The organism is Kitasatospora sp. NPDC093679 (assembly GCF_040683455.1).
Classification (GTDB): Bacteria; Actinomycetota; Actinomycetes; order Streptomycetales; family Streptomycetaceae; genus Kitasatospora; species Kitasatospora arboriphila.
The window spans coordinates 32,431-56,611 of record NZ_JBFBDW010000044.1; the positions used below are offsets into that span (position 1 = coordinate 32,431).

Genomic DNA, 24,181 nt, shown 5'->3' on the forward strand with positions numbered 1-24,181 from the left:
GGAGCGCCGGTTGCGTCAGCCGGATGCCCCATGAGTCACCCGAAGGGCTGGATTCCCGGCTTCGGGGAACCTCCGGAGGTCCGCCGAACGGGTCGAGAAACGCCCGAGGGCGCTGCGCCCATGGGGGTGTCCCCGCGGAGGCAGCGCCCTCGGCGCCGTCGACGGCCGTGCGCTACTGCGAGGCCTTCAGCGCGATGTCGGTGCGGTGGTGCGAGCCCTTGAGCGAGATCTTCGCGACCCCGCGGTAGGCCCGCTCGCGGGCCTCGGCGATGTCGGCGCCGGTCGCGGTGACCGACAGCACGCGGCCGCCGGCGCTGAGCACCTCGCCGCCCTCGCCCGCGCGGGTGCCGGCGTGCAGCACGTGGGTGTGCTCGTCGGCGACCTCGGCCAGGCCCTCGATCGGGTCGCCGGTGCGCGGCGCGGCCGGGTAGCCCTCGGAGGCCACGACCACGGTCACCGCGGCGCCCTCGTCCCAGCGCAGCGGCTCCAGGCCGGCCAGCGTGCCCTCGGCGGCGGCCAGCAGCACGCCGGCCAGCGGGGTGCGCAGCCGGGCCAGCACGACCTGGGTCTCCGGGTCGCCGAAGCGGGCGTTGAACTCGATCACGCGGGTGCCGCGCGAGGTCAGCGCGAGGCCCGCGTAGAGCAGACCGGAGAACGGGGTGCCGCGGCGGCGCAGCTCGTCCACGGTCGGCTGCAGGACGGTGGCGAGCACCTCGTCGACCAGGCCCTCGGGGGCCCACGGCAGCGGCGAGTAGGCGCCCATGCCGCCGGTGTTGGGGCCCTCGTCGCCGTCCAGGGCGCGCTTGAAGTCCTGGGCGGGGACGAGCGGCAGCACGGTGGTGCCGTCGGTGATCGCGAAGAGCGACACCTCGGGGCCGTCGAGGTACTCCTCGATCACCACGCGCTCGCAGGCCGCGGCGTGCTCCAGCGCGGCCTCGCGGTCGGAGGTGACCACGACGCCCTTGCCGGCGGCCAGGCCGTCGTCCTTGACCACGTACGGGGCGCCGAAGGCGTCCAGCGCGGCGGCCGCCTCCTCGGCGGTGGTGCAGACGTACGAGCGGGCGGTCGGCACGCCGGCCCCGGCCATCACGTCCTTGGCGAAGGCCTTGGAGCCCTCCAGCTGCGACGCCTCGGCGGACGGGCCGAAGACGGGGATGCCGGCCGCGCGCAGCGGGTCGGCGACGCCGGCCACCAGCGGGGCCTCGGGGCCGACCACCACCAGATCGGCGGCGAGCTCCCGGGCCAGGGCGGTGACGGCCGCGCCGTCCAGCTGGTCGACCGGGTGCACCGTGGCGACCTGCGAGATCCCGGCGTTGCCCGGGGCGCAGTGCAGCTCGGTGACGGCGGGATCGAGGGACAGTGAGCGGCACAGGGCGTGTTCGCGGGCGCCGCCGCCGATTACGAGGACCTTCACGCTTGGCAAGGGTAGTCGGTGGCCGGATCCGCGCTCGTGCCGCCGGGGTGCCGACCGTGGCGAAACCTCCAATGCTGCCGCTTTTCGGCGCATCTGGTCTGGAGGATCGTCCAATACGGAGGGGGCCGGGGCGAGCACCGGGCGCCGCCGCAGGCCGCGGGTCATGTCCGCGGGCCCGCCGGGCCTCGCTCGGAAGAGTGAAATCTCGCCGCCCGACGAAACCCTCTCACCTCGGCTTCCGGACCCGAATTCGGATAACGATCACAGCCGAAGCGCCCCCACGGTAAGCCATTTGGGGGTAAGAAGTGCTGATGGACGAGAACCGGCGGACTGCCGGAGCACGGCACCATGGGCGGCTCACACCACCCGCGCACGGAGCCATGTCCGACGATGCGTCGGTTCGACGCACCGTCAGCCGGGCGTCCAGCCAGGACTGCACTGTCACCCGCCACAGGGAGCCCCACAGGTGAGCCAGCCGGAAATGCAACCCGAGGAGAGCCCCTGGGGCAAGGACGTCGGTGAGGAGGACCAGCCCTCCCCGGCGTCGGCCGGCCGCACTCCGACGCGCCGCCGCACCGACCTGAGCGCCCGTCAGTTCCCGCTCGGCGACTGGGGCGAGCCCGCCGAGCGGCTGGAGGAGCTCTACCGCTGGTCCGAGGAACGGGCCGTGGAGGCGATCGACTGGTACCGCAAGGACCGTGTCTGGAAGCGGCGTTGGGCCCGGCTGCTGCGCTTCGGCGCCGCGGTGTCCGGGGTCGCCGGGGTGAGCGCCCCGCTGGTCGGCACGACCGGCGTGCTGGACGGCGCCGCCGGCTGGGGCTACGTGGGCCTCGCGATGTCGGCCGCCTGCCTGCTGACCGACCGCGGCTTCGGCCTGACCTCCGGCTGGATGCGGGACGTCTCCACCGCGCAGGCGCTGCAGCGGCGACTGGAGGCCTTCCAGTTCGACTGGGCCTCGGAGTGCGTCCGCGAGGTGCTCGGCCCCACCGAGGGCACCGCGGGCGAGGCCGCCGAGCGCTGCCTCGGCGTGCTGCGGCGGTTCTGCGAGGACGTCTCCGACATGGTCCGCACCGAGACCTCGGAGTGGATGCTGGAGTTCCGCGCGACAATGACCCAGCTGCCCACCCAGGCGCCGGGCGTCTGGGGCGGCCGCTCCGAGGGCGGGATCGGCGCCCAGGTGCGGGTGCTGCCGCCGCCCGGCACCCGGCCCACCATGCCGCGCCAGCGCCCGCCGGAGGGCCCGCTGCGCTGACCGCGCGCACCGACAATAGAGGGCGGGCCCGGCGGGCCCGCCCTTCCGTGTGCCGGCCGTGGCCGAGGCCCCGGCTCGGGCTCGGGCTCAGGCTCAGGCTCAGGCGAAGACGATCATCGAGCCCTGGGTGACGCTACGGGTCGCCGCCGCGTACAGGCCGGCCCAGGCGTGCCGCTCCCGCGCGAACGGGTGGTGCGCCTCGTCCAGCGGCGGGGCGAAGGGCTGCTCGAGGCCGGTCGGCGAGAGCGGCCGGGTCGGCGCCGGCGGGTCGAGCACGTCGATGCCCAACACCGGCGCCACCGCCTGCAGTTCGCGCAGCAGGCCGTACGAGGAGCCGAGCGGGCCGCCGGTCGCCAGCAGCGCGTCGTCGACCAGCGGGACGGGGAACTCCACCGGGACGTACGCCCCGGCGTGGTCGAAGTGCCAGACCAGGTGCGACTGTTCGGCGGTGGACTCGAACATCTCCAGCAGCTGCTCGTAGTCGCCGCCGAGCGCGTCCACCGGGGTGATCTGGAAGCCGGTCACGCCCAACAGGTAGGCGCGGCGCAGGAAGTGGAGCGAGTCGTAGTCGAAGGCGGCTATCGGCTCGACCTCACCGGTGATGCCGGGCGCGTAGCCGTGCACCGGGACCTCGGGCAGCCCGTGGCCGGCCAGCACCGCGTTGTAGCGGACGAGGTCGTCCCGGAAGGGGTTCTCGGGGTTGTAGGTGAGGACGTCCACGAGCGGGACGAGCCAGAGGTCGCAGGCCATGGCCGGCTCATCCTCTCCGGGGGTCGGACGCGGCGCGCGCGCCGCCGACGGTGGTCGGGGAACGAGCGCCCACCCTACCGGTGCCCCGCCGGGCCCACGGGGCCGAGGACGGCGTCCCCGCTCAGGACGGAGAGGTGCGGCCCGGCACCGGGCCGGAGGGGCGGACCGGCCGCCCGAAGCGCCCGGGCGGCACCGACCGGGGCGGCGGGACCCGGGTGGCCTCCTCCGCCGGCGCGGCCGGAGCGGCGGGGACGGCCGGGGCCGGGGCGGCGGCCTGCGGACCCGACTCGGAGGCGCTCGCGAGCGGCGCACGCAGCAGCGCCGCCACCGGCACCGCGTCGGTCTCCTCGCCCGCCAGCCGGCCCAGCAGCTCCAGCGTGAACAGGTTGTAGTCGTTGACCACCCGGTGCGCCCCGGACAGGTCGCGGGCCTCGATCCGGTCGACCAGGTCGCCGTGCCGGTCCCAGCAGACCCCGCCCAGGTCCCCCACCTGCCGCAGGTAGGGGGCGGCGAACATCCAGGACTGCACCCGCAGCCAGCCGAGGTAGTCGGCGATCCGGGCGTTCCCGAGCAGGGCCGCGGCCTCCTGCCAGAACCGCAGGTCGCAGCCGACCAGCACGTCCAGCTGGCCCTGCCGGGAGGCGCGGGCGGCGGCGTCGGCCCGGCGGCGCAGCGAGGGCATCCGGGACCAGTCGTAGCCCCCGGAACCCCGGGCCGGGTGCGCGGTGAGCCGGCGCATCGCGCTGTCGGTGAGCAGGGTGCGCGCCTCGAAGATCTCCACGAAGTCCCGCCAGGTGAAGGCGGGGACGGTGAAGCCCCGGTGGTGCTCGGTGCGCAGCAGCCCCTGGGCGGCGAGGTCGACCATCGCCTCGCGGGCCGGGGTCGCGGACACCCCGTAGAGGTCGGCGATCTCCTTGACGGTGAAGTTCCGGCCGGCGGCGAGCCGGCCGGCCATCATCTCCTCGCGCAGCGCGTCGGCGATCTGCTCGCGCAGGCTGTTGCGCTGGATCGGGGGACGGGCGGCACCGGTGCCGTACATGCGGGCCACCCCTCCTCGGCAGGCGTCACGGGGCCAGCGCGGAAGGCGGTGGCGGCCCATCTTCTCAAAGTCGCCCCCGGGGTGCACAAGTACCCCATCACGCCCATAACCGGACAGCGGACGCCGACTGCCGGGCAGCGGGCGGCCGCCGCACCGACCGGGCGGGGACGGTGCGCCAAGGCGGGCGGCCGGGAGGCGGCGGCCCGGTGCCAGTGCCGGACGGACGTCAGCGCTGGACGGGCGCGGGGATGCCGAGCAGCCGGTCGCGGTGCACCGGGAAGTCGGCGCGGGCCTTGCCGACCTCCGCCGGGTCGAACTCCACGGTGAGCACCTCCTCGTCCGGGCCGGCCTCGCCGAGCACCCGGCCCCACGGATCCACCACCAGGCTGTGCCCGGCCTGCGGGACCCCGCCGTGGGTGCCCGCGGTGTTGCAGGCCAGCACGAACGCCTGCTCCTCGACGGCCCGGGCACGGGCCAGCAGCGTCCAGTGCTCGCGGCGGCGCTCCGGCCACGCGGCCGGCACCACGAGCAGCTCGGCGCCGTCGTCCAGCAGGGCCCGGAACAGCTCGGGGAAGCGCAGGTCGTAGCAGGTGGCGAGGCCGAGCCGGCCGAGGTCGGTGGCAGCGGTGACGATCTCCTGGCCCGCACCCATCGCGACCGCCTCACCGCTGTCGAAGCCGAAGCGGTGGATCTTCCGGTAGGTGTGGGTGAGGGTGCCGTCCGGCGCGAACAGCAGCGAGGTGTTGTAGATCGGACCGTCCGGATCGCGTTCGACGATCGAACCGGCGTGCAGCCACACCCGGGTCGCCCGGGCGGCCGCCGACATGGCCTCGGCGGTGGGTCCGTCCAGGGGCTCGGCCCCGGTCGCCCACGCCTCGTAGGCGAAGCCGCCGAGCGCCCACAGCTCCGGCAGCACCACCAGGTCCGCGCCCTCCTGGGCCCTGACCAGCGCCGCGGCGCGGGACCGCCGCTCGGCGGGCGGCTCGGAATCGGAGACCGCGAGTTGGATCAATGAAGCGCGCACAGTACCACCGTCCACGGCAAGAGTCCTACGATCATCACCCGAAAGCGCTGCCCTGCTGTGACCCGACAGCGTAACGTGCGGGTAGCGCTTGCGCCCCCAGGTCCCGGCGGCGGCCGGCGGGGCGTGTTGGAAGCTGACGGAGGGCCGGAGATACCCGTGACGGACAACCAGACCGTGCAGGCTTACACCGACGCGTGGACGCAGTCCATCGAGTCCGTGGCCGAGCTGCTGGCCCCGCTGCCGACCGACTCCTGGAACCGGCCCACCGAATGCCCCGGCTGGTCGGTCCGCGACATCGTCTCGCACATCATCGCCGTCGAGTCGGAGCTGCTCGGCGACCCCCGGCCGATCCACTCCCTCCCCCGCGACCTGCGGCACGTCACCAGCGAGTTCGCCCGCTACGTCGAGCTGCCGGTCGACAAGCGCCGCTGCCACACGCCGGTGGAGATCACCAGCGAGCTGGAGTACACGGTCATCCGCCGCTCGCGTGCCCTGCGCAACGCCCGCCAGCAGCCGGAGGACCTCGTCCGCTGGCCGGCCGGCCCGCTCTCCCGGGACATCAGCTACACCGAACTGCTGCGCAACCGCGCCTTCGACGTCTGGGTGCACGAGCAGGACCTGCGCCGTGCCCTGCGGGTGCCCGGCAACCTGGACTCCCCCGGCGCGGTGGTCGCCCGCGACTACCTGGTCCAGGGGCTGCCCAAGGTGGTCGCCAAGCTCGCCGGCGCACCGGCCGGCACCACGGTGGTCTTCGACGTCAGCGGCCCGCTGGAGTTCCTGCGCACCGTCCGGGTCAACGCCGTCGGCCACGGCAGCGTGGACACCTCCGTCGGCCTCGCCCCCGACGTCCAGTTCCACCTGGACTGGGAGACCTACCTCCGGCTCGCCTGCGGCCGGGTCCGCCCCGAGATCGCCGCGCACGCCGTCCGCGTCGACGGCGACACCGAACTCGCCGCCCGCATCCTGGCCCACTTCGCCCTGACCCCCTGACACCCCCCGCCCCGGCCCTTTCGGGGCCGCCCCTGGCGCACGCCCCCGCGCGCGGGTGGCGCACGCCCTCGTACCCCCGTACGACGCCTGCCGACCGCCACATCATGCGTTCGGACTCGTTGATGTGTGCAGAACCCATCACCGAGAGTGAAGGAGGGGCGGTATGCGCGACGAGACCGACATGGTGTTGGTGCCGTCGAGCTTCCCGATCACGGGGCAGCCGATCAGGGTGGTGATGATCGACGGGGAGCCGTGGTTCGTCACCGCGGACGTGTGCAGGATCCTCGGGTTGACCAACCCGAGCGAGGCCGTGAGGAGCCTCGACAGCGTCCGCGTCCGGCGGGTAGACCTTCGGGTGATTACCCTCAGCCCGGCTGAGGGTAATGACGTTTCTGCAGGTGGAAAACCCTATGGACGCGGCAACCCAGTGGTCGGTGTAGTGGACGAAGCCGGCCTGTACCGGCTGATCCTGCGGTCCGCCAAGCCGGCCGCCCAGCCCTTTCAGGAGTGGATCACCGGGGAGCTGCTGCCATCGATCAGGCGCGGTGACTTCGACCTCGGTCACCATCGGGCGCGGATGGCCGAGACCCTGGCCGAGGCGGTCGGGGAGCAGGTGGAGATCATCACCGACGTCACGCGGGGTGACGGCATCGGCGCCCACGTCCGCTCGGACGGCACGGTGCACTGCCGGCACGGCGAGATGGAGTTCAGGATGCCGGGCCGTGGCGAGGACAGCGGGCCGCCCTTCGGCCCGTACTACAGCTGTCCGAGCGTGGAGCGGGTCGGGATCCGCGGGAGCGTGGTGCTGCCGCGCTGCCCGCGGCTGAAGCTGGTCGAGTTGATCCGGCACCTGGCCGAGACCGGCCGCCGCAACCACCCGGGCGGCACCGTCCGGTGCGAGCTCGGCCGGGTCACCTTCTCGGGGGCGCCGCTCGACATCGCGGACCTGCTCCGGGAGATCGGCGAGGCCTGAGTGGTGACCCTCAGCCGAAGTCAGGGTTTCTGACCTGCGGAAACGGCCAATATCCTCGCCTGAGGCGAGGGTATTGGCGTTCTCTCAGTGCCCCGCCCTGCGGCGGAGGCGGAGGATCATCGCGGTGCCGACCGCCAGCGGCACGTACAGCCAGCAGAAGGCCCAGCGGTAGGCCTCGGCGGAGTGGGTGCCGTCGGCGCCGGCGAGGGTGTCGAGGAGGACGCCGATGCCGAGCAGGGTGACGACGGCGCCGACGAAGCCGCCCATGTTGGCGATGCCGGAGGCGGTGCCGAGCCGTTCGGCGGGGTTGTGGGAGCGGGCGTAGTCGAGGCCGACCAGTGAGGCGGGGCCGTTGCTGCCCATGACGGTGATCAGCACCACCAGCAGCCAGAACGGCGGTCGTCCGCCGGGCCAGCCGAGGGCGGCGGCCCAGCAGAGCGCGGTGGCGGTGATCACCGCGAGGGTGAGCGGCATCCGGCTGCGCGGGCTGCGGGAGACCGTCCGGCCGAAGAGCAGCGCGAAGGCCATGTTGCTGACCACCAGCAGGGTGAGCATCCCGCCGGCGGCGGTGCGGCTCATGCCCTGGCCCTCGACCAGGTAGGGCATGCCCCAGAGCAGGCCGAAGGCGCTGGCGGGGAAGGCGGTGGTGAAGTGCACCCACAGCCCCAGCCGGGTGCCGGGTTCGGCCCAGGCGTCCCGGATCTGTCGGCCGACGGACGTGGCGGGGGCGGGGCTGCTGCGGCGGGTCCGGCGGTCGTGCCCGGGTCCCTCCCGCAGGACGAGCCCGACGAGCGCGAAGATCCCGGCGCCGGCCAGGGCGATGGCGGCGAAGGTGGCCGTCCAGCCCTGTTCGTGCAGGGCCCGGGCGAGGACGACCGTGGTGACCAGGTTGCCGCCGACCCCGACCAGGCCGGTGAGCTGGGCGATCAGCGGGTTGCGGGCGGCCGGGAACCAGTGCGCGGCGATCCGGAGCACGCTGATGAAGGTCATGGCGTCGCCGCAGCCGAGCACGGCCCGGGAGGCGAGGGCCGGGCCGAAGGAGGTGGCGAAGGCGAAGGCCAGCTGCCCGGTGCTCATCAGCAGGACGCCCAGCAGCAGCACCCGCCGGGCGCCCTGGCGGTCCACGAGCAGGCCGACCGGGATCTGCATGGCGGCGTAGACCAGCACCTGGAGGATGGCGAAGGTGGAGAGGGCGGAGGCGCCGATCCCGAAGCGGGCGGCGGCGTCGAGGCCGGCGACGCCGAGGCTGGTGCGGTGGACGACCGCCAGGAGGTAGACCGAGGCGCCGACGGCCCAGGCCGCCCAGGCGGCACGGCCGCCGGGCGGGACGGGACGGACGAGGGGCTGCGGCGGGACGAGGGGGGACGGGGGACGGGTGGTGCCGACGGGGTCCGCGCTCATGGCCCCTGAGCCTAGTCATCCCATGACCGGATCAATCCGGCAGGGTACGAACCGGGTCCGCGCCGCGGACGCACCACGGACATCCCCGAACGCACCACGGACCGCCACCAGCACGCCGGTCAGCCGGTCAGCGTCCAGCTCACCGTGCGGGTCATGAAGCGGTCCCGGAACGCCTCGTCGCGCACCCAGTCGGTGGTGTCGCGGACGGTCGCGGTGACGGTGGCACGGGCGCCGGGTGCGAGCGTCAGGCCGGCGGTGTCCAGCCAGGTGCCGCCGGGAGCCGCCACCCGCCGCCCGTTCACCGTCCATTCGACGGCCAGCTGGCGCGTCCCCTCCAGGGGCACCGCGCTCACCTGGAGCCTCGGCCGCCCGGTGACCACGCCGGGCGTGGGCGAGGCGCCGTCCAGCGGCTTCACCCGGCGGTAGATCTGTTCGACGATCGCCTCGCGCGAGGGCAGGTTGTACTGCCCGCCGAGGGTGCGCATCACGGAGTCGGCGGTGGGCCGGTAGAGGCCGTTGGCACTGCGGTAGGCGCCCACCACGCCGCCGCCGTCCGGCGAGGTGGCGCCGAGCCAGCGCCACCACTTGGTGTGGGTCCGCAGCATCTCGTCGGCGTCGACGGCCGAGAGGTTGGCGTAGTCGGGGTCGTCGGGGGCGCTGTCGTACTCGTCACCGAGGTCGCCGACGGTGTGGCCGATCTCGTGCTGGATGATCCGGCCGGCGTCGGGGCTGCCGCCGGCCAGGGTGGTGACGCCGGTGCCGCCCGCGCCGCCGTACTCCTCGGAGTTGGCGAGCGCTATCAGGAACTGCGGTCCGGCGTCCTCGCCGGCGTAGCGGGCGGTCGCGGACTCGTCGGCGCAGAGCAGCCGGGCGGTGCCCTCGCACCAGAAGTGCATGCCCAGCGGGGTGTCGGTGGGTCGGCCGTCCTCGGCCTCGGCTATGCCGGCGACCGGGGAGACCACCTCGACCCTCCGTATGTTGAAGAAGTTCTGGTAGGTGCGGAACGGCTCGATCTCCATCAGGGCCCGCCAGGCCCGGTCGGCCTGTTCCCGGAAGAGCGGCTGCTGGGCCGCGGTGTAGCCGTCGCCGAGCAGCACCAGGGTGATCCGGTTGGCCGGGTCGCCGGCGCGCCGGATGTCGATGCTGGGGGCGGCACCGGGTGCCCGGAGGTCGATCCGGTTCTGGGCGGGCGGCGCACCGCGGTCGGTGAGGGGGCCGGCGGGCGGCCCTATCACCGCGGACGGAGCGGGGGCCGCGACCTCGAGCGCCGCGGGCAGCACGGCGGCCGACATCAGCACGAGCGCGGCCAGACTCCGGACGATCCGGCCAGGGTTGCCAGGCGGCATGCGGGTGCGTCCTCCGGGCTCCGGTCACCCGGTGGGGGACCGGGTGGTGGTCGCACAGACGTACCCCTCGCGACACGCCCGGCCGACCGGACGCATCCGAAGTTCGCCGGACCGGCCCAATGCCGTAACGGCGTGTCGACTGGCCACCGGCGGCGAACCGTCTCCAGAACCTGCTGATCAGCGCCGGCGCGGGCCCCGGTCAGCCGCCGCGGAGCGCGGTGAGCGGGTCGGTCCGGGCGGCCCGGACGGCCGGGTAGAGCCCGGCGAGCAGGCCGACCGCGGAGCCGATCAGCGGCGCCGGCAGGGTGGCCCAGGGCTGCAGGACGGCCGTCCAGTCCCGGGAGGCGGCCACCGCGAGCACGGTGAGCACCCCCAGGCAGGTGCCGATCAGCCCGCCGAGGGTGCCGAGCGCCGTCGACTCGGTGAGGAACTGCGCGGCGATGTGCCGGGTGCGGGCGCCGAGCGAACGGCGCAGGCCGATCTCGGGGGTGCGTTCGAGGACGGCGACGAGGGTGGTGTTGGCGATCCCGACCGCCCCCACCACCAGGCAGATCGCGGCCAGCGCCAGGAAGAGGCCGGTGAGGTCGGAGGTGACCCGGTCGCGCAGGCCGTGCGGGTCCGGCGGCGCGGTGACGGTGAGCAGGTCCGGGGCGTCCGGGCGCAGGGCCACCGCCAGCTGGCCGGCGACCACGTCGGCGGCACCGACCCGGGTGGCGGCGATCAGGTGCGCGGCCTCGTCGTCGGCCGTGCCGGGGTTGCCGAAGCGCTCCAGCGCGGTGGACCCGGGGACGATCATGCCGAGCATGGTGTCCGGCAGCCGTTCGACCCGGTCGTAGACGCCGATCACGGTGTACGGCAGGCCCTGGATGAAGATCGCGGGCTGGGCGTCCAGCCGGGTCACCCCGAGCCTGGCCGCCGCCGTCCGGCTCAGCAGCACCACCGGCAGCGCGGCCCGCTGCGCGTACGGGTCGAGGGTCACCCCGGCGGCCAGCGTCGGGTGCGCCGCGGCGACGGCGCCGGGGGTGGCGGCGAACAGGGAGAGCCCCTGGACGCCCGGCCCGGTCTCGGGGGCGGCCGAGATCCGCAGGTCGTCCGAGGGGATCCGCCACCACAGGCCGGCCGCGGTGACGCCGTCGATCCGGCCGGCCCGGGCGTCGGAGTCGGCGGGGAAGCCGCTCGGCGGGTTGGCGCCGGGCGGGACGCCGTCCGTCACGGGGTGGTCGGTGACGGTCACCGTGGTCGCCCGCGCCAGGTCGAACCCGGCGCCGATCTGCCCGGAGGCGGTGGCCGTCAGACCGAGCACCGCGACGAACGCACCGATGCCGAGCACCGTGCCCAGCATGGTCAGCGCCGAGCGGCCGGGACGCTGGAGCACGCCCGCCAGGGCCTCGGCCGCCAGGTCGCGCGGCCCGAGCCGGGAGAGCGGCCCGACCGGCCCGGAGGCGGTCATCGGACGGCCGCCGGCTCGGTCAGGCGGCCGTCCGCGATCCGGACCACCCGGCGGGCCCGGGCGGCCACCGCGGGATCATGGGTGATCATCACCAGGGTGTAGCCCTCGTCGTTGAGCCGCTCGAACCGCTCCAGCACGGCGCCCGCGCTCGCGGAGTCCAGGTTGCCGGTGGGTTCGTCGCAGAGCAGCAGGTCCGGCCGGTTGACCAGGGCGCGGGCGACGGCGACCCGCTGCCGCTCGCCGCCGGACAGCGTGGTGGGCAGCGCCTCCACCCGGTGGCCGAGGCCGACCAGGTGCAGCGCCTCCCGGGCGGCCGTCCGGCGCTGCTCCCGGGGGACGCGGTTGTAGACCTGGGCGAGCTGCACGTTCTCCTCGGCGGTGCGGTGCGGCAGGAGCTGGAAGGACTGGAAGACGAAGCCGATCCGGCGGCCGCGGAGGGCGGAACGGTCCCGGTCGCGGAGGCTCCCGGTGTCGATGCCGTCCAGCTCGTACCGGCCGGTGGTCGGGGTGTCGAGCAGCCCCAGCAGGTGGAGCAGGGTGGACTTGCCCGAGCCGGACGGGCCGGTCACCGCCACGAACTCGCCGCGTCGCACGGACAGGTCGCAGGGGTGCAGTGCGGTGACCGGCGGCGGCCCGGCGAAGCTGCGGCCCACGCCCTCCAGTCGGATCACCTCGCTCACCGGCCGACCACCACCTGGTCGCCCGGCTGCAGCTGCGCGGCCTGCACGGGGGTGACGGCCACGTACCCGTCGGCGTTCACCCCGGTGGTCACCGGAACGGTGACCCGGCGGCCCGTGGAGCCGATCCGGGTGACCGCCGTCCGCCCGGTGGCGTCGGTGTACACGGCGGCGACCGGCACGCACAGCACCGGCCGGGCGGTGGCGCTGCGCCGGACGGTGATGCGGACGTTCTGGCCGCCGAGGGCGGCGGGCAGCGGCTCGGTGGGAGTGATCCTCAGCGGTACGTAGGCGGCCGCGGGCGGGGCGGCCGGCGCCGCCGGGGCGGCAGCTGCGGCGCCGGCGGACCCGCCGCCGGTGCCGGAACCGGCCGGGGCGGCGGCGCCGCCGATCGCGATCACCCGGCCCGCCGGCGGCGCGGTGGTCTGCGGGCCCAGCTCGGCGACCTCGCCCCGCACCACCGTGCCGGTGCTCTCCGAGAGGATCTCCACCGCCATGCCCGGGGTGATCCCGGGCGCCTGGCCGGGGGTGAGCTGGCCGGTGACGACCAGGTCGCCGCTGGTCAGCGAGAGCAGCGGACCTGCGACCGGGGCGCCGACGGTTGCGTTCACGGCCGTCACGGCGGCCGGCAGCACGGGCAGGAAGACCACCTCCCCGGCGGGCACCACCGGCCCGTCGGCCGCCTGCGCCCGGGCCAGCGCCGCCCTGTCGTCGGACAGCCGCCGCTCGGCCTCGTCGAGCTGGGCGGCGAGGCCGGGCAGGACGCCCTGGTCGGCCGGGGCGGCGGAGGGCGCGCCCGACGGCGGGGCCGCAGCCGGCCCCTGCCGGGCCTTCAGGTCGTCGACCGTCCGCTGGTCCGCCTCCACGGCGCGCTTCGCGGCGTCCACGGCCTGTTCGGCGGCCGCGCCCGCGGTGGGTGCGGGGTGGCCGAGCTGCCGGTAGAAGTCGGTGACGGCCTGCGCGGTGCCCGGGCCGTACTCCCCCTCGGCGTCCGAGCCGCGCCCGTGGCCGAGGTCGGCCAGTGCGGCCTGCAGCTGGGCCACGTCGGACCCGTTGGCTCCCGGCTTGAGGTCCCGGTAGGCGGGCACCGCGCCCTTGAGGACGAACAGCGGCCGGCCGGAGACCTCCGCGAGCAGCCGGCCGTTGGCGACCGCGTCGCCCGCCTTCACCGCCAGCGCGGACACGTACAGCTGCGTGATGTCCGGGGAGGACGTGGCGGGGGTGACGTCGTAGCGGGTGGGCGGGTAGACCTGGCCGCGGGTGACGGTGGCACGCGTCAGCACCTTCGTCTCGGCCTCGGCGGTGAGCAGCGTGCCGGGCGGCGGGGCGGTGTCGGCCGCCCGCTCGGCGGGCGACTTGACGAGCCCGGCGGCGCCCAGGCCGCCGCAGGCGACCAGCGCGGCGGAGGCCGCGATCGCCAGCAGGGCGCGGCGGCGCCGCACCAGCCGCGAGCGGCCGGATCCGACCGCCTCGGCGGCGGCGGTCTCCTCCTCCCCCTCGAATTCGCGCTCCGCATCCCGGATCAGATCGCCCACTGCCATGTCACCAGCCATCGCCGCTGCTCGTCGGAGGAATTCACGTGCACCGGAGCGGGTGATTCCGAATTCCCCACCGCATCCGGATCGAGCCGCCTCAGCCTACCCGCGCGACCCGCTCCGCCATGCGATCCGCGGCCCGTGAATTTCGTGCCGAACTGCCCGTACCCGCACGGAATTCGGCCGTTCGGGGAAGTTCCGCGAGCACATCACCGGCAAGATCGCACCCCGGGTTCGGCCGTCCGGTCCACCGGATCACGCGCACGGCGTCCACGAACCCTGAATGCGGGCATTCGACGTGATCCCGATGGAATACCGCGGGAATGGGAGAACGGTTTTCAGGCTCTGCGGCGGTGCAGCACGAGATGGGTGGCGACGCCGAGCAGCAGTCCCCAGAACGCCGCACCGATGCCGAACAGCGTCATGCCCGAGGCGGTCGCCAGGAAGGTCACCACGGCGCCGTCCCGGCCCTGCTCGTCGGCGACCGCGCCGGCCAGGCTGCCCTGGAAGGAGGCGAGCAGCGCGACCCCGGCGATCACCGCGATCAGGACGTGCGGCAGCCCGGTGAACAGGCCGACCAGCACCCCGCCGAAGCTGCCCACCAGGAGGTAGAGGACGCCGGCGGACATCCCGGCGACGTAGCGCCGCCGCGGGTCGGGGTGGCTCTCCTCGCTGGTGCAGATCGCGGCGGTGATGGCGGCCAGGTTGACGCCCGGCGAGCCGAACGGCGCCAGCAGCACGGAGACCGCGCCGGTGGCCCCCACCAGCATCCGGTCGTCCGGCCGGTAGCCGGAGGCCCGCATGATGCCGAGGCCCGGGGCGTTCTGCGAGGCCAGCGCGACGATGGTGAGCGGCAGTGCCAGGCCGACGGTCGCGGACCAGGAGAAGGCCGGCACGGTGAGCACCGGCCGGGTTGGCCCGCCCGACCCGAAGTGCAGCGGCAGCCCGACGGTGGCCGCGGCGAGCGCCGCACCCGCCAGCAGCGCCAGCGGGACGGCGTACCGCGGCAGCCACCGCTTGGCGATCAGGAAGGCGGCGAAGGTGCCGAGCACCAGGACGGGGGCGCTCCTCAGCTCGGTGAAGATCCCGGCGCCGAAGGTGAACAGGATGCCGGCCAGCATCGCGTTGACGATGCCGACCGGGATCGCGCGCACGAGCCGGCCGAACAGGCCGGTGGCGCCGAGCACGGCCACGGCGACCGAGGAGAGCAGGAAGGCGCCCACCGACTCCCGGTAGGGATGGGCGCCGAGGCTGCCGACCAGCAGGGCCGCGCCGGGGGTGGACCAGGCGGTGATCACCGGGGTCCGCGTCCACCAGCTGAGCAGCAGGCAGGTCAGGCCGCTGCCGATCGACACCGCCCAGATCCAGGAGGCGGTGTGCGCCGGGTCCAGGTGCCCGGCGGAGGCGGCGGCGAGCACCACCACCAGCGGGCCGGAGAAGGAGACGGCGATGCAGACCAGACCGGCCAGCAGGGCCGGCACCGAGACGTCGTGCCGCAGCGAGGGCCGGGGCTCGGGCAGGTCGGGGGCGCTGCGGGCGGCCTTCACCGCGGTCTGACGATCGGACATGGGAGCAGTATCGCCGAGGGACTCCGGGGGCCCGGAAAGAATTTCCCGGAACCACCTGCAACCCCCGGGTCGGATGCACGTCCATCAGAGTGAAGGCACGGAGAGCAGGACCGGCGGGCAACGGCCGGGGGGCCGATGCACCGGACACCTTCACCCACACACCGTCAGCACACCGCCCTGGGGGGACCAGTCATGCGCACGCCCGTTATCTCCCGTTTTGTCCGCAACGCCGCCGTCATCACCGCCGCCGCCGTCGCGGTCGGCGTCGGTCTGCCCGTGCTGACCGGCGGCACCGCCGCCTGGGCCTGCGGCGACGAGCCGGCGCCTTCGGCCACCGCCACCGCGCCGCAGGTGAGCCACGGCGGCTCCAGCGCGTTCCTCCCGGCACCAGCGGGCGTCACCGCCGGCGGCGCCCCGGTGGAGATCGGCATGGAGCAGTACAACGACACCGGCGCGGCGATCCCGGCGCTGGCCCCCTCCTTCGCGCTGTTCGCCTCCGAGCCGGTGCCCGGCACCGACCGGCTGGTCAACCTGCAGCCCGAGAACGTGAAGGTCGAGGTGAAGTTCCACGGCCGGTGGAAGCGGCTGTCGCTGCGGCACTCCTGCGACCCCACCCTGGTGGCGAACACCGCCTCCCTGGCGGAGCCGGTGGCGGCGGGCCGCGCGCACCGCTACACGTTCCGGCTGACCGTGCTCGCCGGCACCCCGGCGCAGATCCGCACCCTCGACCTGTTCAGCGGCCAGGGCAGCAACGACCGCATCACCCTGGCGGTGAAGCACCCCGCGCCGACCACCCCGACCGCCACGCCCACCCGTACGAAGCCCGCCACCACCGCGCCCGCGCCCACCCGCGCCGCGTCCGCCACCACCGCGGCCGCCCCCGTCCGGGCCGCCCTGCCGGCCGCCGCGACCACGGCCCCCACGACCGCCCGGGCCACCACCGCGCCCGCCGCCCCGGCCACCGAGCTGGCGCAGACCGGCCCGTCCTCGGCCACCGCCTTCCTGTTCGCCTCCGGCGGGGTGCTGCTCGCCCTCGGCGGCGGGGTGCTGCTCGCCGTGAAGCGCCTCGCCCGCCGCTGACCGGCCCGGGAACGCCGCCGGCCCCGTCCCCTCGAGGGGACGGGGCCGGCGGCGTTCACCGGGGATCAGGCCCAGGTGATGAGCCGCTTCGGGCGCTCCAGGATCGCGGCGATGTCCGCGAGGACCTTGGAGCCGAGCTCGCCGTCGACCAGACGGTGGTCGAAGGAGAGCGCCAGCGTGGTGACCTGACGGGGCACCACCTTGCCCTTGTGCACCCAGGGCATCTCCCGGACCGCGCCGAAGGCGAGGATGGCGGCCTCGCCCGGGTTGAGGATCGGGGTGCCGGTGTCGACGCCGAAGACGCCGACGTTGGTGATGGTGATCGAGCCGCCCTGCATGTCCGCGGGCGAGGTCTTGCCCTCGCGCGCGGTGTCGACCAGCTCGCCGAGCGAGAGGGCCAGCTGGGTCAGCGTCTTGCCGCCGGCGTCCTTGATGTTCGGGACGATCAGGCCGCGCGGCGTGGCCGCGGCGATGCCGAGGTTGACCTGCCCCTTGATCACGATCTCCTGGGCGGCCTCGTCCCAGGCGGCGTTGATCTCCGGGTGCCGCTTCACCGCGGTGAGCAGCGCCTTGGCGACCAGCAGCAGCGGCGAGACGCGGACGTCCCGGCCGAGCTCGCCGGTCTCCTTGAGCTTGCGGACCAGCTTCATCGTGCGGGTCACGTCGATCTGGACGAACTCGGTGACGTGCGGCGCGGTGAAGGCCGAGGAGACCATGGCGGCCGCGGTGGCCTTGCGGACGCCCTTGATCGGCACCCGCACGTCGCCCGCACCGCTCGCCACGGGGGCGGCGGCCGGCGCGGCCTGCGGGGCCGGGACGGCTGCGGCGGCCGGGGCGGCCTCCGCGGGGGCCGGTGCGACGGCCGCGTGCACGTCCTCGCGGGTGATCACGCCGTCCGGGCCGGTCGGGACGACCGTGCGGAGGTCGACGCCGAGGTCCTTGGCCAGCTTGCGCACCGGGGGCTTGGCCAGCGGCCGCTCCCCCCCCTGCGCGGGCACCGGCACCGGGACGGCGACGGGTGCCGCCGGGGCGATCGGCGCCGCCGGGACGGGCGGTGTTTCACGTGAAACCGGAGCGGCGGCCGCCGGTACGGCGGTCCGGCGGGCCCGGCGCTGGGTGCCGCCGGTGCGCGGACCGTAGCCGACCAGCACCTCGCGCCGCTCGGGCACCTCCTCCGCCTCGGCCGGGGCGGCCGGTGCGGGGGCGGCAGCGGCGGCCGGCGCGGCCACCGCCGGGGCGGCACCCTCGACCGCCACCGCGATGATCGCGGTGCCGACGTCGACGGTGGAGCCCTCGGGGAAGAACAGCTGCTCGACGACACCGGTGAACGGGATCGGCAGCTCGACGGCGGCCTTGGCCGTCTCGACCTCGCAGACGACCTGTCCGTCGGTGACGGTGTCGCCCGGCTTGACGTACCAGGAGAGGATCTCGGCCTCGGTCAGCCCCTCGCCGACGTCGGGCATCTTGAACTCGCGGAGCGCGCGGACTTCGGTGGTCATGTGCGTCGCTCCTCTCAGTACGCGAGCGCGCGGTCGACGGCGTCGAGCACACGGTCGAGGTCGGGCAGGAAGGACTCCTCGACCCGGGACGGCGGGTACGGCGCGTAGTAGCCGCCGACGCGCAGGACCGGCGCCTCCAGGTGGTAGAAGCACTTCTCGGTGAGCCGGGCGGCCAGCTCGGCGCCCATGCCCAGGAAGACCGGCGCCTCGTGGACGACGATGCCGCGGCCGGTGCGCTTCACCGACTCCTCGAGGGTGGCGAAGTCGACCGGGGTGAGCGAGCGGAGGTCGACGACCTCCAGGTTGCGGCCGTCCTCCTGGGCGGCCGCGGCGGCCTCCTGGCAGACCTTGACCATCGGGCCGTACGCGATCAGGGTCGCGTCGGTGCCCGGGCGGACGATCCGCGCGGAGTGCAGCGCCAGGTCGGAGCTGTCGCCGACCTCGCCCTTGTCCCAGTAGCGGCGCTTGGGCTCCAGGAAGATCACCGGGTCGTCCGAGGCGATCGCCTCGCGCAGCATCCAGTGCGCGTCGTGCGCGTTGGACGGGGTGACCACCTTGAGGCCCGCGGTGTGCGCGAAGTAGGCCTCGTGCGACTCGCTGTGGTGCTCGACGGCGCCGATGCCGCCGCCGTACGGCATGCGGACGGTGATCGGGAGCTTGACGTGCCCGAGCGAGCGGGCGTGCATCTTGGCGAGCTGGGAGACGATCTGGTCGAAGGCCGGGTAGACGAAGCCGTCGAACTGGATCTCCACCACCGGGCGGTAGCCGCGCAGCGCGAGGCCGATCGCGGTGCCCATGATGCCGGACTCGGCGAGCGGGCTGTCGATGACCCGGTCCTCGCCGAAGTCCTTCTGCAGGCCGTCGGTGATTCTGAAGACGCCGCCGAGCTTGCCGATGTCCTCTCCCATGAGGAGGGTCTTCGGGTCGTTCTCCAGCGACTTGCGGAGCGCGTCGTTGAGCGCCTTCGCGATGCTGAGTCGCTCTGCCATCAGTTCTGCTCCCCGCCCTCGAAGGAGGCCGCGTAGGCCACGTACTCGGCCCGCTCCTCGTCCACCAGCGCGTGCGGTTCCGCATAGACGTGGTCGAAGATCAGGGTGGGGTCCGGGTCGGGCATGGAGCGCACGCCCTCGCGGACCCGGAGGCCGAGCGCGTCGCTCTCGGCCTCGACGCCGGCGAAGAACGCGTCGTCGGCGAGGCCCTCCTTCTCCAGGTGGGCCTTGAGGCGGGTGATCGGGTCCTTGGCCTTCCAGGCCTCGGTCTCCTCGGAGCCCCGGTAACGGGTCGGGTCGTCGGAGGTGGTGTGGGCGCCCATGCGGTAGGTGAACGCCTCGACGAGCACGGGACCGTTGCCGGTGCGGGCGTGGTCGAGCGCCCAGCGGGTCACCGCGAGGCAGGCGAGCACGTCGTTGCCGTCCACCCGCACGCCCGGGAAGCCGAAGCCGGAGGCGCGGCGGTAGAGCGGGATGCGGGTCTGGTTGGTGGTCGGCTCGGAGATCGCCCACTGGTTGTTCTGGCAGAAGAAGACCACCGGCGAGTTGTAGACCGAGGCGAAGGTGAAGGCCTCGTTGACGTCGCCCTGGCTGGAGGCGCCGTCGCCGAAGTAGGCGATCACCGCGTCGTCCGCGCCGTCCTTGGTGATGCCCATCGCGTACCCGGTGGCGTGCAGGGTCTGCGCGCCGATCACGATGGTGTAGAGGTGGAAGTTCTTCTCGTTCGGGTCCCAGCCGCCGTGGTTCACGCCGCGGAACATGCCGAGCAGGTTCAGCGGGTCGACGTCGCGGCACCAGGCCACGCCGTGCTCGCGGTACGTCGGGAAGGCGTAGTCGCCGGGGCGCATCGCACGGCCGGAGCCGACCTGCGCAGCCTCCTGGCCGAGCAGCGACGCCCACAGGCCCAGCTCGCCCTGGCGCTGCAGCGAGGTGGCCTCGGCGTCGAACCGCCGGACCAGCACCAGGTCGCGGTAGAGCGCGCGGAGCTCCTCGGGGCTGGTCACCAGGGGGAAGTCCGGGTGCTCGACCCGGTCGCCCTCCGGCGTGAGCAGCTGGACGAGCTCCGGCGCGGCGCCCGTGCCTGCGCGGAGGTTGTCAGGGACGCCGGGGGCGGCCTTCTTGCGCGCCCTCGCCGTGCTTTTGACGGTCACGTTCACTCCTCGGTCTGTCCGGCCGCCCGGGGTCGCCGGTGACCGGTCCGGTCACCTCCGGGCAAAGCGCGCTGGGTGTGCGCACCGGCTGCTCGGCAGGTGGTGATCCTTCTCCGACGGCGTCCCTCACGAGAACGTTACCCAGCGGCGCCCCTTGGCGCGCTTGCGCTAGGACGTCCTACTTGTTCCTGTCCGAGAACCGCCGGTGTGGTGCGGGTCTCGACTCGGTGGCCGTCAGGACACCAGCGCACGGTATCCGGGCAAAGCTCTCCGCGTAAGGGGGTAACGGGCATCGATTCGGTGTCTCCCGTTCCCGGCTGTCCCCCGGGGAGCGGCCGGGAGCAGGGATTTCGACACGGTGGCGTGGAAGGATTCCCTCATGACAGGAAACGGACATATTAGGGTATTCCTCCTCGACGACCACGAAGTCGTGCGGCGCGGCGTGCACGACCTGCTGTCCACCGAGGCGGACATCGAGGTGGTCGGCGAGGCCGGAACGGCCGCCGAGGCGCTCGCCCGGATCCCGGCGGTCGAACCGGACGTGGCGGTGCTCGACGTCCGGCTGCCGGACGGCAACGGGGTGGAGGTCTGCCGGGAGGTCCGCTCCCGGGTGCCCGGGGTGCGCTGCCTGATGCTGACCTCGTTCTCGGACGACGAGGCGCTGTTCGACTCGATCATGGCGGGCGCCTCCGGGTACGTGCTGAAGGCGATCCGGGGCACCGACCTGATCACCGCCGTCCGGGACGTCGCGGCCGGCCGCTCGCTGCTCGACCCGGTGGCCACCAGCCGCGTCCTGGAGCGGCTGCGCGAGGGCGGCGGCAAGGAGGACGAGCGGCTCGCGCAGCTCACCCGGCAGGAGCGCCGGATCCTCGACCTGATCGGCGAGGGGATGACCAATCGGCAGATCGGCAATGAACTCCACCTGGCCGAGAAGACGGTGAAGAACTACGTCTCCAGCCTGCTCGCCAAGATGGGCATGGAAAGGCGCACGCAGGCCGCCGCGTACGTGGCCCGGAACCTCCCTCCCGGTGCGAGATCAGAAGGTTGACGATCTGTCAACCACACCTTCACGACCTCATTACGCTCCTTCCGTGATTACCGGCCCGGCCTCCCCGCCCGATCTCCGCGGGGACGGCACCCCGTCCCTCCTCCTTCCCCCCGCCCGCCGCGCCCGGCCGCACCGGCCCGCCGCCGCACCGGCCCGCCCCGACCTCTCCGCCCCGCCCGTGGGGACCTTGAGCCCGCCCGTCGCGCACGCCGCCCTGACGGGCGTCCTGCGCCGCTTCGGCACCGCGCCCGCGGTCTCCGTCCGGCCGGTGGCCGAGGGCCTGCTGAACCGCGGCTACCGGGTCACCACCACCGAGGGCCGCTACTTCCTCAAGTGCTACGTCGACCGGGCCACCGCCTCCCGCACCGCGATCACCGCCCAGCACCGGGCCACCACGGCCCTGCACGCCCGCGGCCTGCCGGTGGCCCGCCCGCTGCCCGCCACCGACGGGGACACCGTCGTCGCCCACCGCGGACGGCTGTTCGGCCTCTACCCCTGGGTGGAGGGCGAGCACCGGCACGGCACGGCGCTCGACCCGTCGCAGTGCACGGACCTCGGCGCGCTGCTCGGCCGGCTGCACGGCGCCCTGGCGCAGGTCTGCGCGCCGGTGCGCCAGCCCGCCGGGCGGCTGACCGCCGATCCGGAGGAGACCGGGCGCCTGGTCGACGACCTGCGCAGGCTCGCCGGGCACCACCGCCCGGCCACGCCCTTCGACGCGCTGGCCGAGGAGCACCTCGCGGAGCGGCTCGACCTGCTCGACGCCCACCGCGGCCGACGGCCGGCCCCGGCCGACGCCCCGCCCACCGGCTGGACGCACGGCGACTTCCACGGGCTCAACCTGCTGTACGGCGGCGGGGCGGTCATCGCCGTCCTGGACTGGGACAAGCTCGGGCTGCACCCGACCGCCGAGGAGGCCGTCCGGGCCGCCACCCTGCTCTTCAACGACGGCCGGACCGGCGTGCTGGACCTCTGCCGGGTGCGCGCCTACAGCAGGGCCTACCGGGCCGGGGCGGCGGCCGGCCCGGGCGAGCTGGCCGCCGCCGTCCACCGGGTCTGGTGGGAGCGGCTGAACGACCTGTGGATGCTGCAGTGGCACTACCAGCGCGGCGACCACCGGGCCGACCCGCTCTTCCCCGCGGCCGCCGGCCAGCTGCGCTGGTGGTGCCAGGAGTACGAGCAGGTCCTGGACGCCTTCACCAACTGACCGGACGACCCGTCAGTTGGTGAGCGCGGCGGGGCCGGTCGACCCCCCGCCGCCCGGGGTCGGGGTCGGCGGGGCCGAGGTCGGCTGCTCGGTCGGGGTCGGGGTCGACTTGGTCTCGGTCGGGGTCGGCGACGGCGACGGCGTGTCGGTCGGCGAGGCCGAGCCCGTCGGGCTCGGGCTGCCGGTCGGCGAGTGCGAGCCGAAGGTCGGCTCGGTCGGCCGGGTCGTGCCGGTCTGCGAGTGCGTCGACGGTGCCGAGGTCGGCTGCTCGGTCGGCTGACCGGTGTCCGCGGGAGCGGTGGTCTGGGTCTGCTGCTGGGTCGGCGTGTTGCCTCCGCCCCCGCCGCCGCCCCCGCCGCCGCTGAGGGCCAGCCCGATCCCGACGCCGGCCGCGACCAGCACGGCCAGGACGCCCAGCACCCAGCCCCACGGGCTGCGCCGGTCCTCCGGCTCGTAGCCGTCGTGGCCGCCGCCCCCGCCGTAGCCGGTGTCGCCGTCGTAGCCCTGCCCGCCGTAGCCCTGCCCGCCGCCGGTCGGCCGGTAGGGCCGGGACGGCGTCTGGTAGGGCGAGGTGACCTGGAACGGCAGCGCGGCCGTCGGGTCCGCCGGGTCGGTGCGGCCGATCGGCTCGGTGACGGCGGTGCCGCCGTTGGGCGTCCCCTCCGGTCCGGGCCGGCCGTTGCCGCTGCCGCCCTGGACGGAGGCGGCCAGCCCGGCCGCGGCGGCCGCCGCGGCAGCGGCACCGGCCGCGTAGCCGACGCCCTGGGCGCCGTGCATGGTGCGCAGGGCGTGCTGGACGTGCGCCCGGAACTCGTCGGCGGTCTGGTAGCGGTCGTCCGGGTTCTTGGCCAGCGAGCGCAGCACCAGGTCGTCCAGCTCGGCCGGCACCCGGCCGTTGGTCCGGGACGGCGGCACCGGGTTGTCCTGGACGTGCTGGTAGACCACCGACAGCGGGGTCTCGCCGGTGAAGGGCGGGCGCAGCGCCAGCAGCTCGTAGAGCATGCAGCCGGCCGCGTACAGGTCGGAGCGGTGGTCGACCGGCCGGCCGAGGGCCTGCTCGGGCGAGAGGTACTGCGGGGTGCCCATCACCATGCCGGTCTGGGTCATGGTGGTGGCCGCGCCGGTCAGGGCGCGGGCGATGCCGAAGTCCATCACCTTGACCGCGCCGCTGCTGGTGATGATCACGTTGGCGGGCTTGATGTCGCGGTGCACGATGCCGTGCTTGTGGCTGTAGGCGAGCGCCTCCAGCACCCCGGCGATGATGATCAGCGCCTGGTCGACGGGCGGCGCCTCCTCGTCCACCAGGAGCTCGCGGACCGTCCGGCCCTCGACCAGCTCCATCACGATGTACGGGGTGGAGTCGCCGTCCAGCACCTCCTCGCCGGTGTCGTACACCGCCACGATCGAGTGGTGGTTGAGCGCGGCGACGGCGTGCGCCTCGCGCGTGAAGCGGAGCCGGGCGATGTCGTCCTCGGCGAGGTCCGCGCGCAGCAGCTTGACGGCGACGGTCCGGCCGAGCCGGACGTCCTGCGCGGAGAACACCTCCGCCATGCCGCCGCGGCCGAGCCGGCCGGTGATGCGGTACCTGCCGTCGCCGACCGTGCCGAGCACGGCCTTGGTGCCGCGGCCCGGGGTCTGTCCGAGCGGCGGGCCCGACACGACCTTCGTCTCGGCGGTCTCCGGCTCCCGTCCCGTCGTCTCCTCGGTGGAGGCCTGGACGTCCGCGTCCTCGCCGTCGCCCGGCCGATCGGTCTGTGCCATTGCTCCTCGCCCCGGGCGGCCGCTCGGCGC

At 74.6% G+C, this 24,181-nt stretch carries 20 protein-coding genes; 6 read left to right on the forward strand and 14 right to left on the reverse strand.

What is annotated here, in order from left to right:
* Positions 1-172 precede the first annotated feature (172 nt).
* Positions 173-1,414 carry a phosphoribosylamine--glycine ligase gene (gene purD / locus AB0O09_RS28640; RefSeq protein ID WP_363546283.1) on the reverse strand — a complete coding sequence of 414 codons (1,242 nt, stop codon included), beginning with the start codon at positions 1,412-1,414 and terminating at the stop codon, positions 173-175.
* 481 nt (positions 1,415-1,895) lie between these two features.
* Here purD and AB0O09_RS28645 point away from each other — a divergent pair, with 481 nt between their 5' ends.
* Positions 1,896-2,666, forward strand: a complete 771-nt coding sequence (locus AB0O09_RS28645; protein ID WP_363546335.1) for an SLATT domain-containing protein — start codon at positions 1,896-1,898, stop codon at positions 2,664-2,666.
* Between the two features lie 99 nt (positions 2,667-2,765).
* On the opposite strand, the gene AB0O09_RS28650 is transcribed toward AB0O09_RS28645, so the two are convergent.
* From AB0O09_RS28650 to AB0O09_RS28660, 3 genes are all read right to left on the reverse strand, one after another.
* Positions 2,766-3,416, reverse strand: coding sequence for a hypothetical protein (locus AB0O09_RS28650; protein ID WP_363546286.1), 651 nt, complete (start codon positions 3,414-3,416; stop codon positions 2,766-2,768).
* 121 nt (positions 3,417-3,537) lie between these two features.
* A complete protein-coding gene (locus AB0O09_RS28655) occupies positions 3,538-4,455 on the reverse strand; it encodes a GntR family transcriptional regulator (RefSeq protein ID WP_363546288.1) in 918 nt (305 codons plus the stop codon).
* Positions 4,456-4,681: 226 nt separating this feature from the next.
* Positions 4,682-5,479, reverse strand: coding sequence for a carbon-nitrogen family hydrolase (locus tag AB0O09_RS28660; RefSeq protein ID WP_359984455.1), 798 nt, complete (start codon positions 5,477-5,479; stop codon positions 4,682-4,684).
* A 156-nt stretch (positions 5,480-5,635) separates the two neighbouring features.
* On the opposite strand from AB0O09_RS28660, the gene AB0O09_RS28665 reads away from it, so the two are divergent.
* Both AB0O09_RS28665 and AB0O09_RS28670 read left to right on the forward strand, forming a co-directional pair.
* Positions 5,636-6,469, forward strand: coding sequence for a maleylpyruvate isomerase family mycothiol-dependent enzyme (locus tag AB0O09_RS28665; protein ID WP_363546291.1), 834 nt, complete (start codon positions 5,636-5,638; stop codon positions 6,467-6,469).
* A gap of 163 nt (positions 6,470-6,632) precedes the next feature.
* Entirely contained in the window at positions 6,633-7,442 is an 810-nt protein-coding gene (locus AB0O09_RS28670) for a Bro-N domain-containing protein (protein ID WP_363546293.1), read from the forward strand.
* Between the two features lie 84 nt (positions 7,443-7,526).
* Here AB0O09_RS28670 and AB0O09_RS28675 read toward each other — a convergent pair whose 3' ends face one another.
* The 6 genes from AB0O09_RS28675 to AB0O09_RS28700 form a co-directional block, all read right to left on the reverse strand.
* On the reverse strand, positions 7,527-8,843 hold the full coding sequence (locus tag AB0O09_RS28675; RefSeq protein WP_363546296.1) for an MFS transporter: 1,317 nt from the start codon (positions 8,841-8,843) through the stop codon (positions 7,527-7,529).
* Between the two features lie 119 nt (positions 8,844-8,962).
* Positions 8,963-10,189: a M64 family metallopeptidase gene (locus AB0O09_RS28680; RefSeq protein ID WP_363546299.1), complete on the reverse strand. Its 1,227-nt coding sequence runs from the start codon at positions 10,187-10,189 to the stop codon at positions 8,963-8,965.
* A gap of 199 nt (positions 10,190-10,388) precedes the next feature.
* Positions 10,389-11,639 carry an ABC transporter permease gene (locus AB0O09_RS28685; RefSeq protein WP_363546301.1) on the reverse strand — a complete coding sequence of 417 codons (1,251 nt, stop codon included), beginning with the start codon at positions 11,637-11,639 and terminating at the stop codon, positions 10,389-10,391.
* Positions 11,636-12,319 (reverse strand): ABC transporter ATP-binding protein, encoded by a 684-nt coding sequence (locus tag AB0O09_RS28690; protein ID WP_363546304.1) that lies wholly within the window; start codon positions 12,317-12,319, stop codon positions 11,636-11,638. The genes AB0O09_RS28685 and AB0O09_RS28690 overlap by 4 nt, the downstream gene beginning before the upstream one ends.
* Positions 12,316-13,857: a peptidoglycan-binding protein gene (locus AB0O09_RS28695; RefSeq protein ID WP_363546307.1), complete on the reverse strand. Its 1,542-nt coding sequence runs from the start codon at positions 13,855-13,857 to the stop codon at positions 12,316-12,318. Before AB0O09_RS28695 ends, AB0O09_RS28690 begins: the two co-directional genes overlap by 4 nt.
* A 332-nt stretch (positions 13,858-14,189) precedes the next feature.
* A complete protein-coding gene (locus tag AB0O09_RS28700) occupies positions 14,190-15,419 on the reverse strand; it encodes a benzoate/H(+) symporter BenE family transporter (RefSeq protein WP_363546310.1) in 1,230 nt (409 codons plus the stop codon).
* A 192-nt stretch (positions 15,420-15,611) separates the two neighbouring features.
* Between AB0O09_RS28700 and AB0O09_RS28705 the strand changes: the two genes are divergently transcribed.
* Complete coding sequence (locus AB0O09_RS28705; protein ID WP_363546313.1) at positions 15,612-16,499, forward strand: LPXTG cell wall anchor domain-containing protein; 888 nt, start codon at positions 15,612-15,614, stop codon at positions 16,497-16,499.
* Between the two features lie 65 nt (positions 16,500-16,564).
* On the opposite strand, the gene AB0O09_RS28710 is transcribed toward AB0O09_RS28705, so the two are convergent.
* Genes AB0O09_RS28710 through pdhA form a run of 3 tightly spaced genes read right to left on the reverse strand, consistent with a single transcriptional unit; the run spans position 16,565 to position 20,144 of the window.
* Positions 16,565-17,998 (reverse strand): dihydrolipoamide acetyltransferase family protein, encoded by a 1,434-nt coding sequence (locus AB0O09_RS28710; RefSeq protein WP_363546315.1) that lies wholly within the window; start codon positions 17,996-17,998, stop codon positions 16,565-16,567.
* A 14-nt stretch (positions 17,999-18,012) separates the two neighbouring features.
* A complete protein-coding gene (locus AB0O09_RS28715) occupies positions 18,013-18,990 on the reverse strand; it encodes an alpha-ketoacid dehydrogenase subunit beta (protein ID WP_363546338.1) in 978 nt (325 codons plus the stop codon).
* Positions 18,987-20,144: a pyruvate dehydrogenase (acetyl-transferring) E1 component subunit alpha gene (pdhA, locus tag AB0O09_RS28720; protein WP_344622184.1), complete on the reverse strand. Its 1,158-nt coding sequence runs from the start codon at positions 20,142-20,144 to the stop codon at positions 18,987-18,989. Before pdhA ends, AB0O09_RS28715 begins: the two co-directional genes overlap by 4 nt.
* Positions 20,145-20,517: 373 nt before the next feature.
* Between pdhA and AB0O09_RS28725 the strand changes: the two genes are divergently transcribed.
* Positions 20,518-21,186, forward strand: coding sequence for a response regulator transcription factor (locus AB0O09_RS28725; RefSeq protein WP_344622185.1), 669 nt, complete (start codon positions 20,518-20,520; stop codon positions 21,184-21,186).
* 178 nt (positions 21,187-21,364) lie between these two features.
* A complete protein-coding gene (locus tag AB0O09_RS28730) occupies positions 21,365-22,390 on the forward strand; it encodes a phosphotransferase (protein WP_363546340.1) in 1,026 nt (341 codons plus the stop codon).
* Between the two features lie 12 nt (positions 22,391-22,402).
* Here the strand turns inward: AB0O09_RS28730 and AB0O09_RS28735 are convergent, their stop codons facing one another.
* Positions 22,403-24,151 carry a protein kinase gene (locus AB0O09_RS28735; RefSeq protein ID WP_363546319.1) on the reverse strand — a complete coding sequence of 583 codons (1,749 nt, stop codon included), beginning with the start codon at positions 24,149-24,151 and terminating at the stop codon, positions 22,403-22,405.
* Positions 24,152-24,181: the final 30 nt, after the last annotated feature.

What these genes read in the sequence shown, in the direction of transcription:
- AB0O09_RS28645 (WP_363546335.1), top strand. Translation starts at nt 1,896, where the DNA reads ATGCAACCCGAGGAGAGCCCCTGGGGCAAGGACGTCGGTGAGGAGGAC.
- AB0O09_RS28650 (WP_363546286.1), bottom strand. Translation starts at nt 3,416, where the DNA reads ATGGCCTGCGACCTCTGGCTCGTCCCGCTCGTGGACGTCCTCACCTAC.
- AB0O09_RS28655 (WP_363546288.1), bottom strand. Translation starts at nt 4,455, where the DNA reads ATGTACGGCACCGGTGCCGCCCGTCCCCCGATCCAGCGCAACAGCCTG.
- AB0O09_RS28670 (WP_363546293.1), top strand. Translation starts at nt 6,633, where the DNA reads ATGCGCGACGAGACCGACATGGTGTTGGTGCCGTCGAGCTTCCCGATC.
- AB0O09_RS28675 (WP_363546296.1), bottom strand. Translation starts at nt 8,843, where the DNA reads ATGAGCGCGGACCCCGTCGGCACCACCCGTCCCCCGTCCCCCCTCGTC.
- AB0O09_RS28680 (WP_363546299.1), bottom strand. Translation starts at nt 10,189, where the DNA reads ATGCCGCCTGGCAACCCTGGCCGGATCGTCCGGAGTCTGGCCGCGCTC.
- AB0O09_RS28685 (WP_363546301.1), bottom strand. Translation starts at nt 11,639, where the DNA reads ATGACCGCCTCCGGGCCGGTCGGGCCGCTCTCCCGGCTCGGGCCGCGC.
- AB0O09_RS28695 (WP_363546307.1), bottom strand. Translation starts at nt 13,857, where the DNA reads ATGGCAGTGGGCGATCTGATCCGGGATGCGGAGCGCGAATTCGAGGGG.
- AB0O09_RS28700 (WP_363546310.1), bottom strand. Translation starts at nt 15,419, where the DNA reads ATGTCCGATCGTCAGACCGCGGTGAAGGCCGCCCGCAGCGCCCCCGAC.
- AB0O09_RS28705 (WP_363546313.1), top strand. Translation starts at nt 15,612, where the DNA reads ATGCGCACGCCCGTTATCTCCCGTTTTGTCCGCAACGCCGCCGTCATC.
- AB0O09_RS28710 (WP_363546315.1), bottom strand. Translation starts at nt 17,998, where the DNA reads ATGACCACCGAAGTCCGCGCGCTCCGCGAGTTCAAGATGCCCGACGTC.
- AB0O09_RS28725 (WP_344622185.1), top strand. Translation starts at nt 20,518, where the DNA reads ATGACAGGAAACGGACATATTAGGGTATTCCTCCTCGACGACCACGAA.
- AB0O09_RS28735 (WP_363546319.1), bottom strand. Translation starts at nt 24,151, where the DNA reads ATGGCACAGACCGATCGGCCGGGCGACGGCGAGGACGCGGACGTCCAG.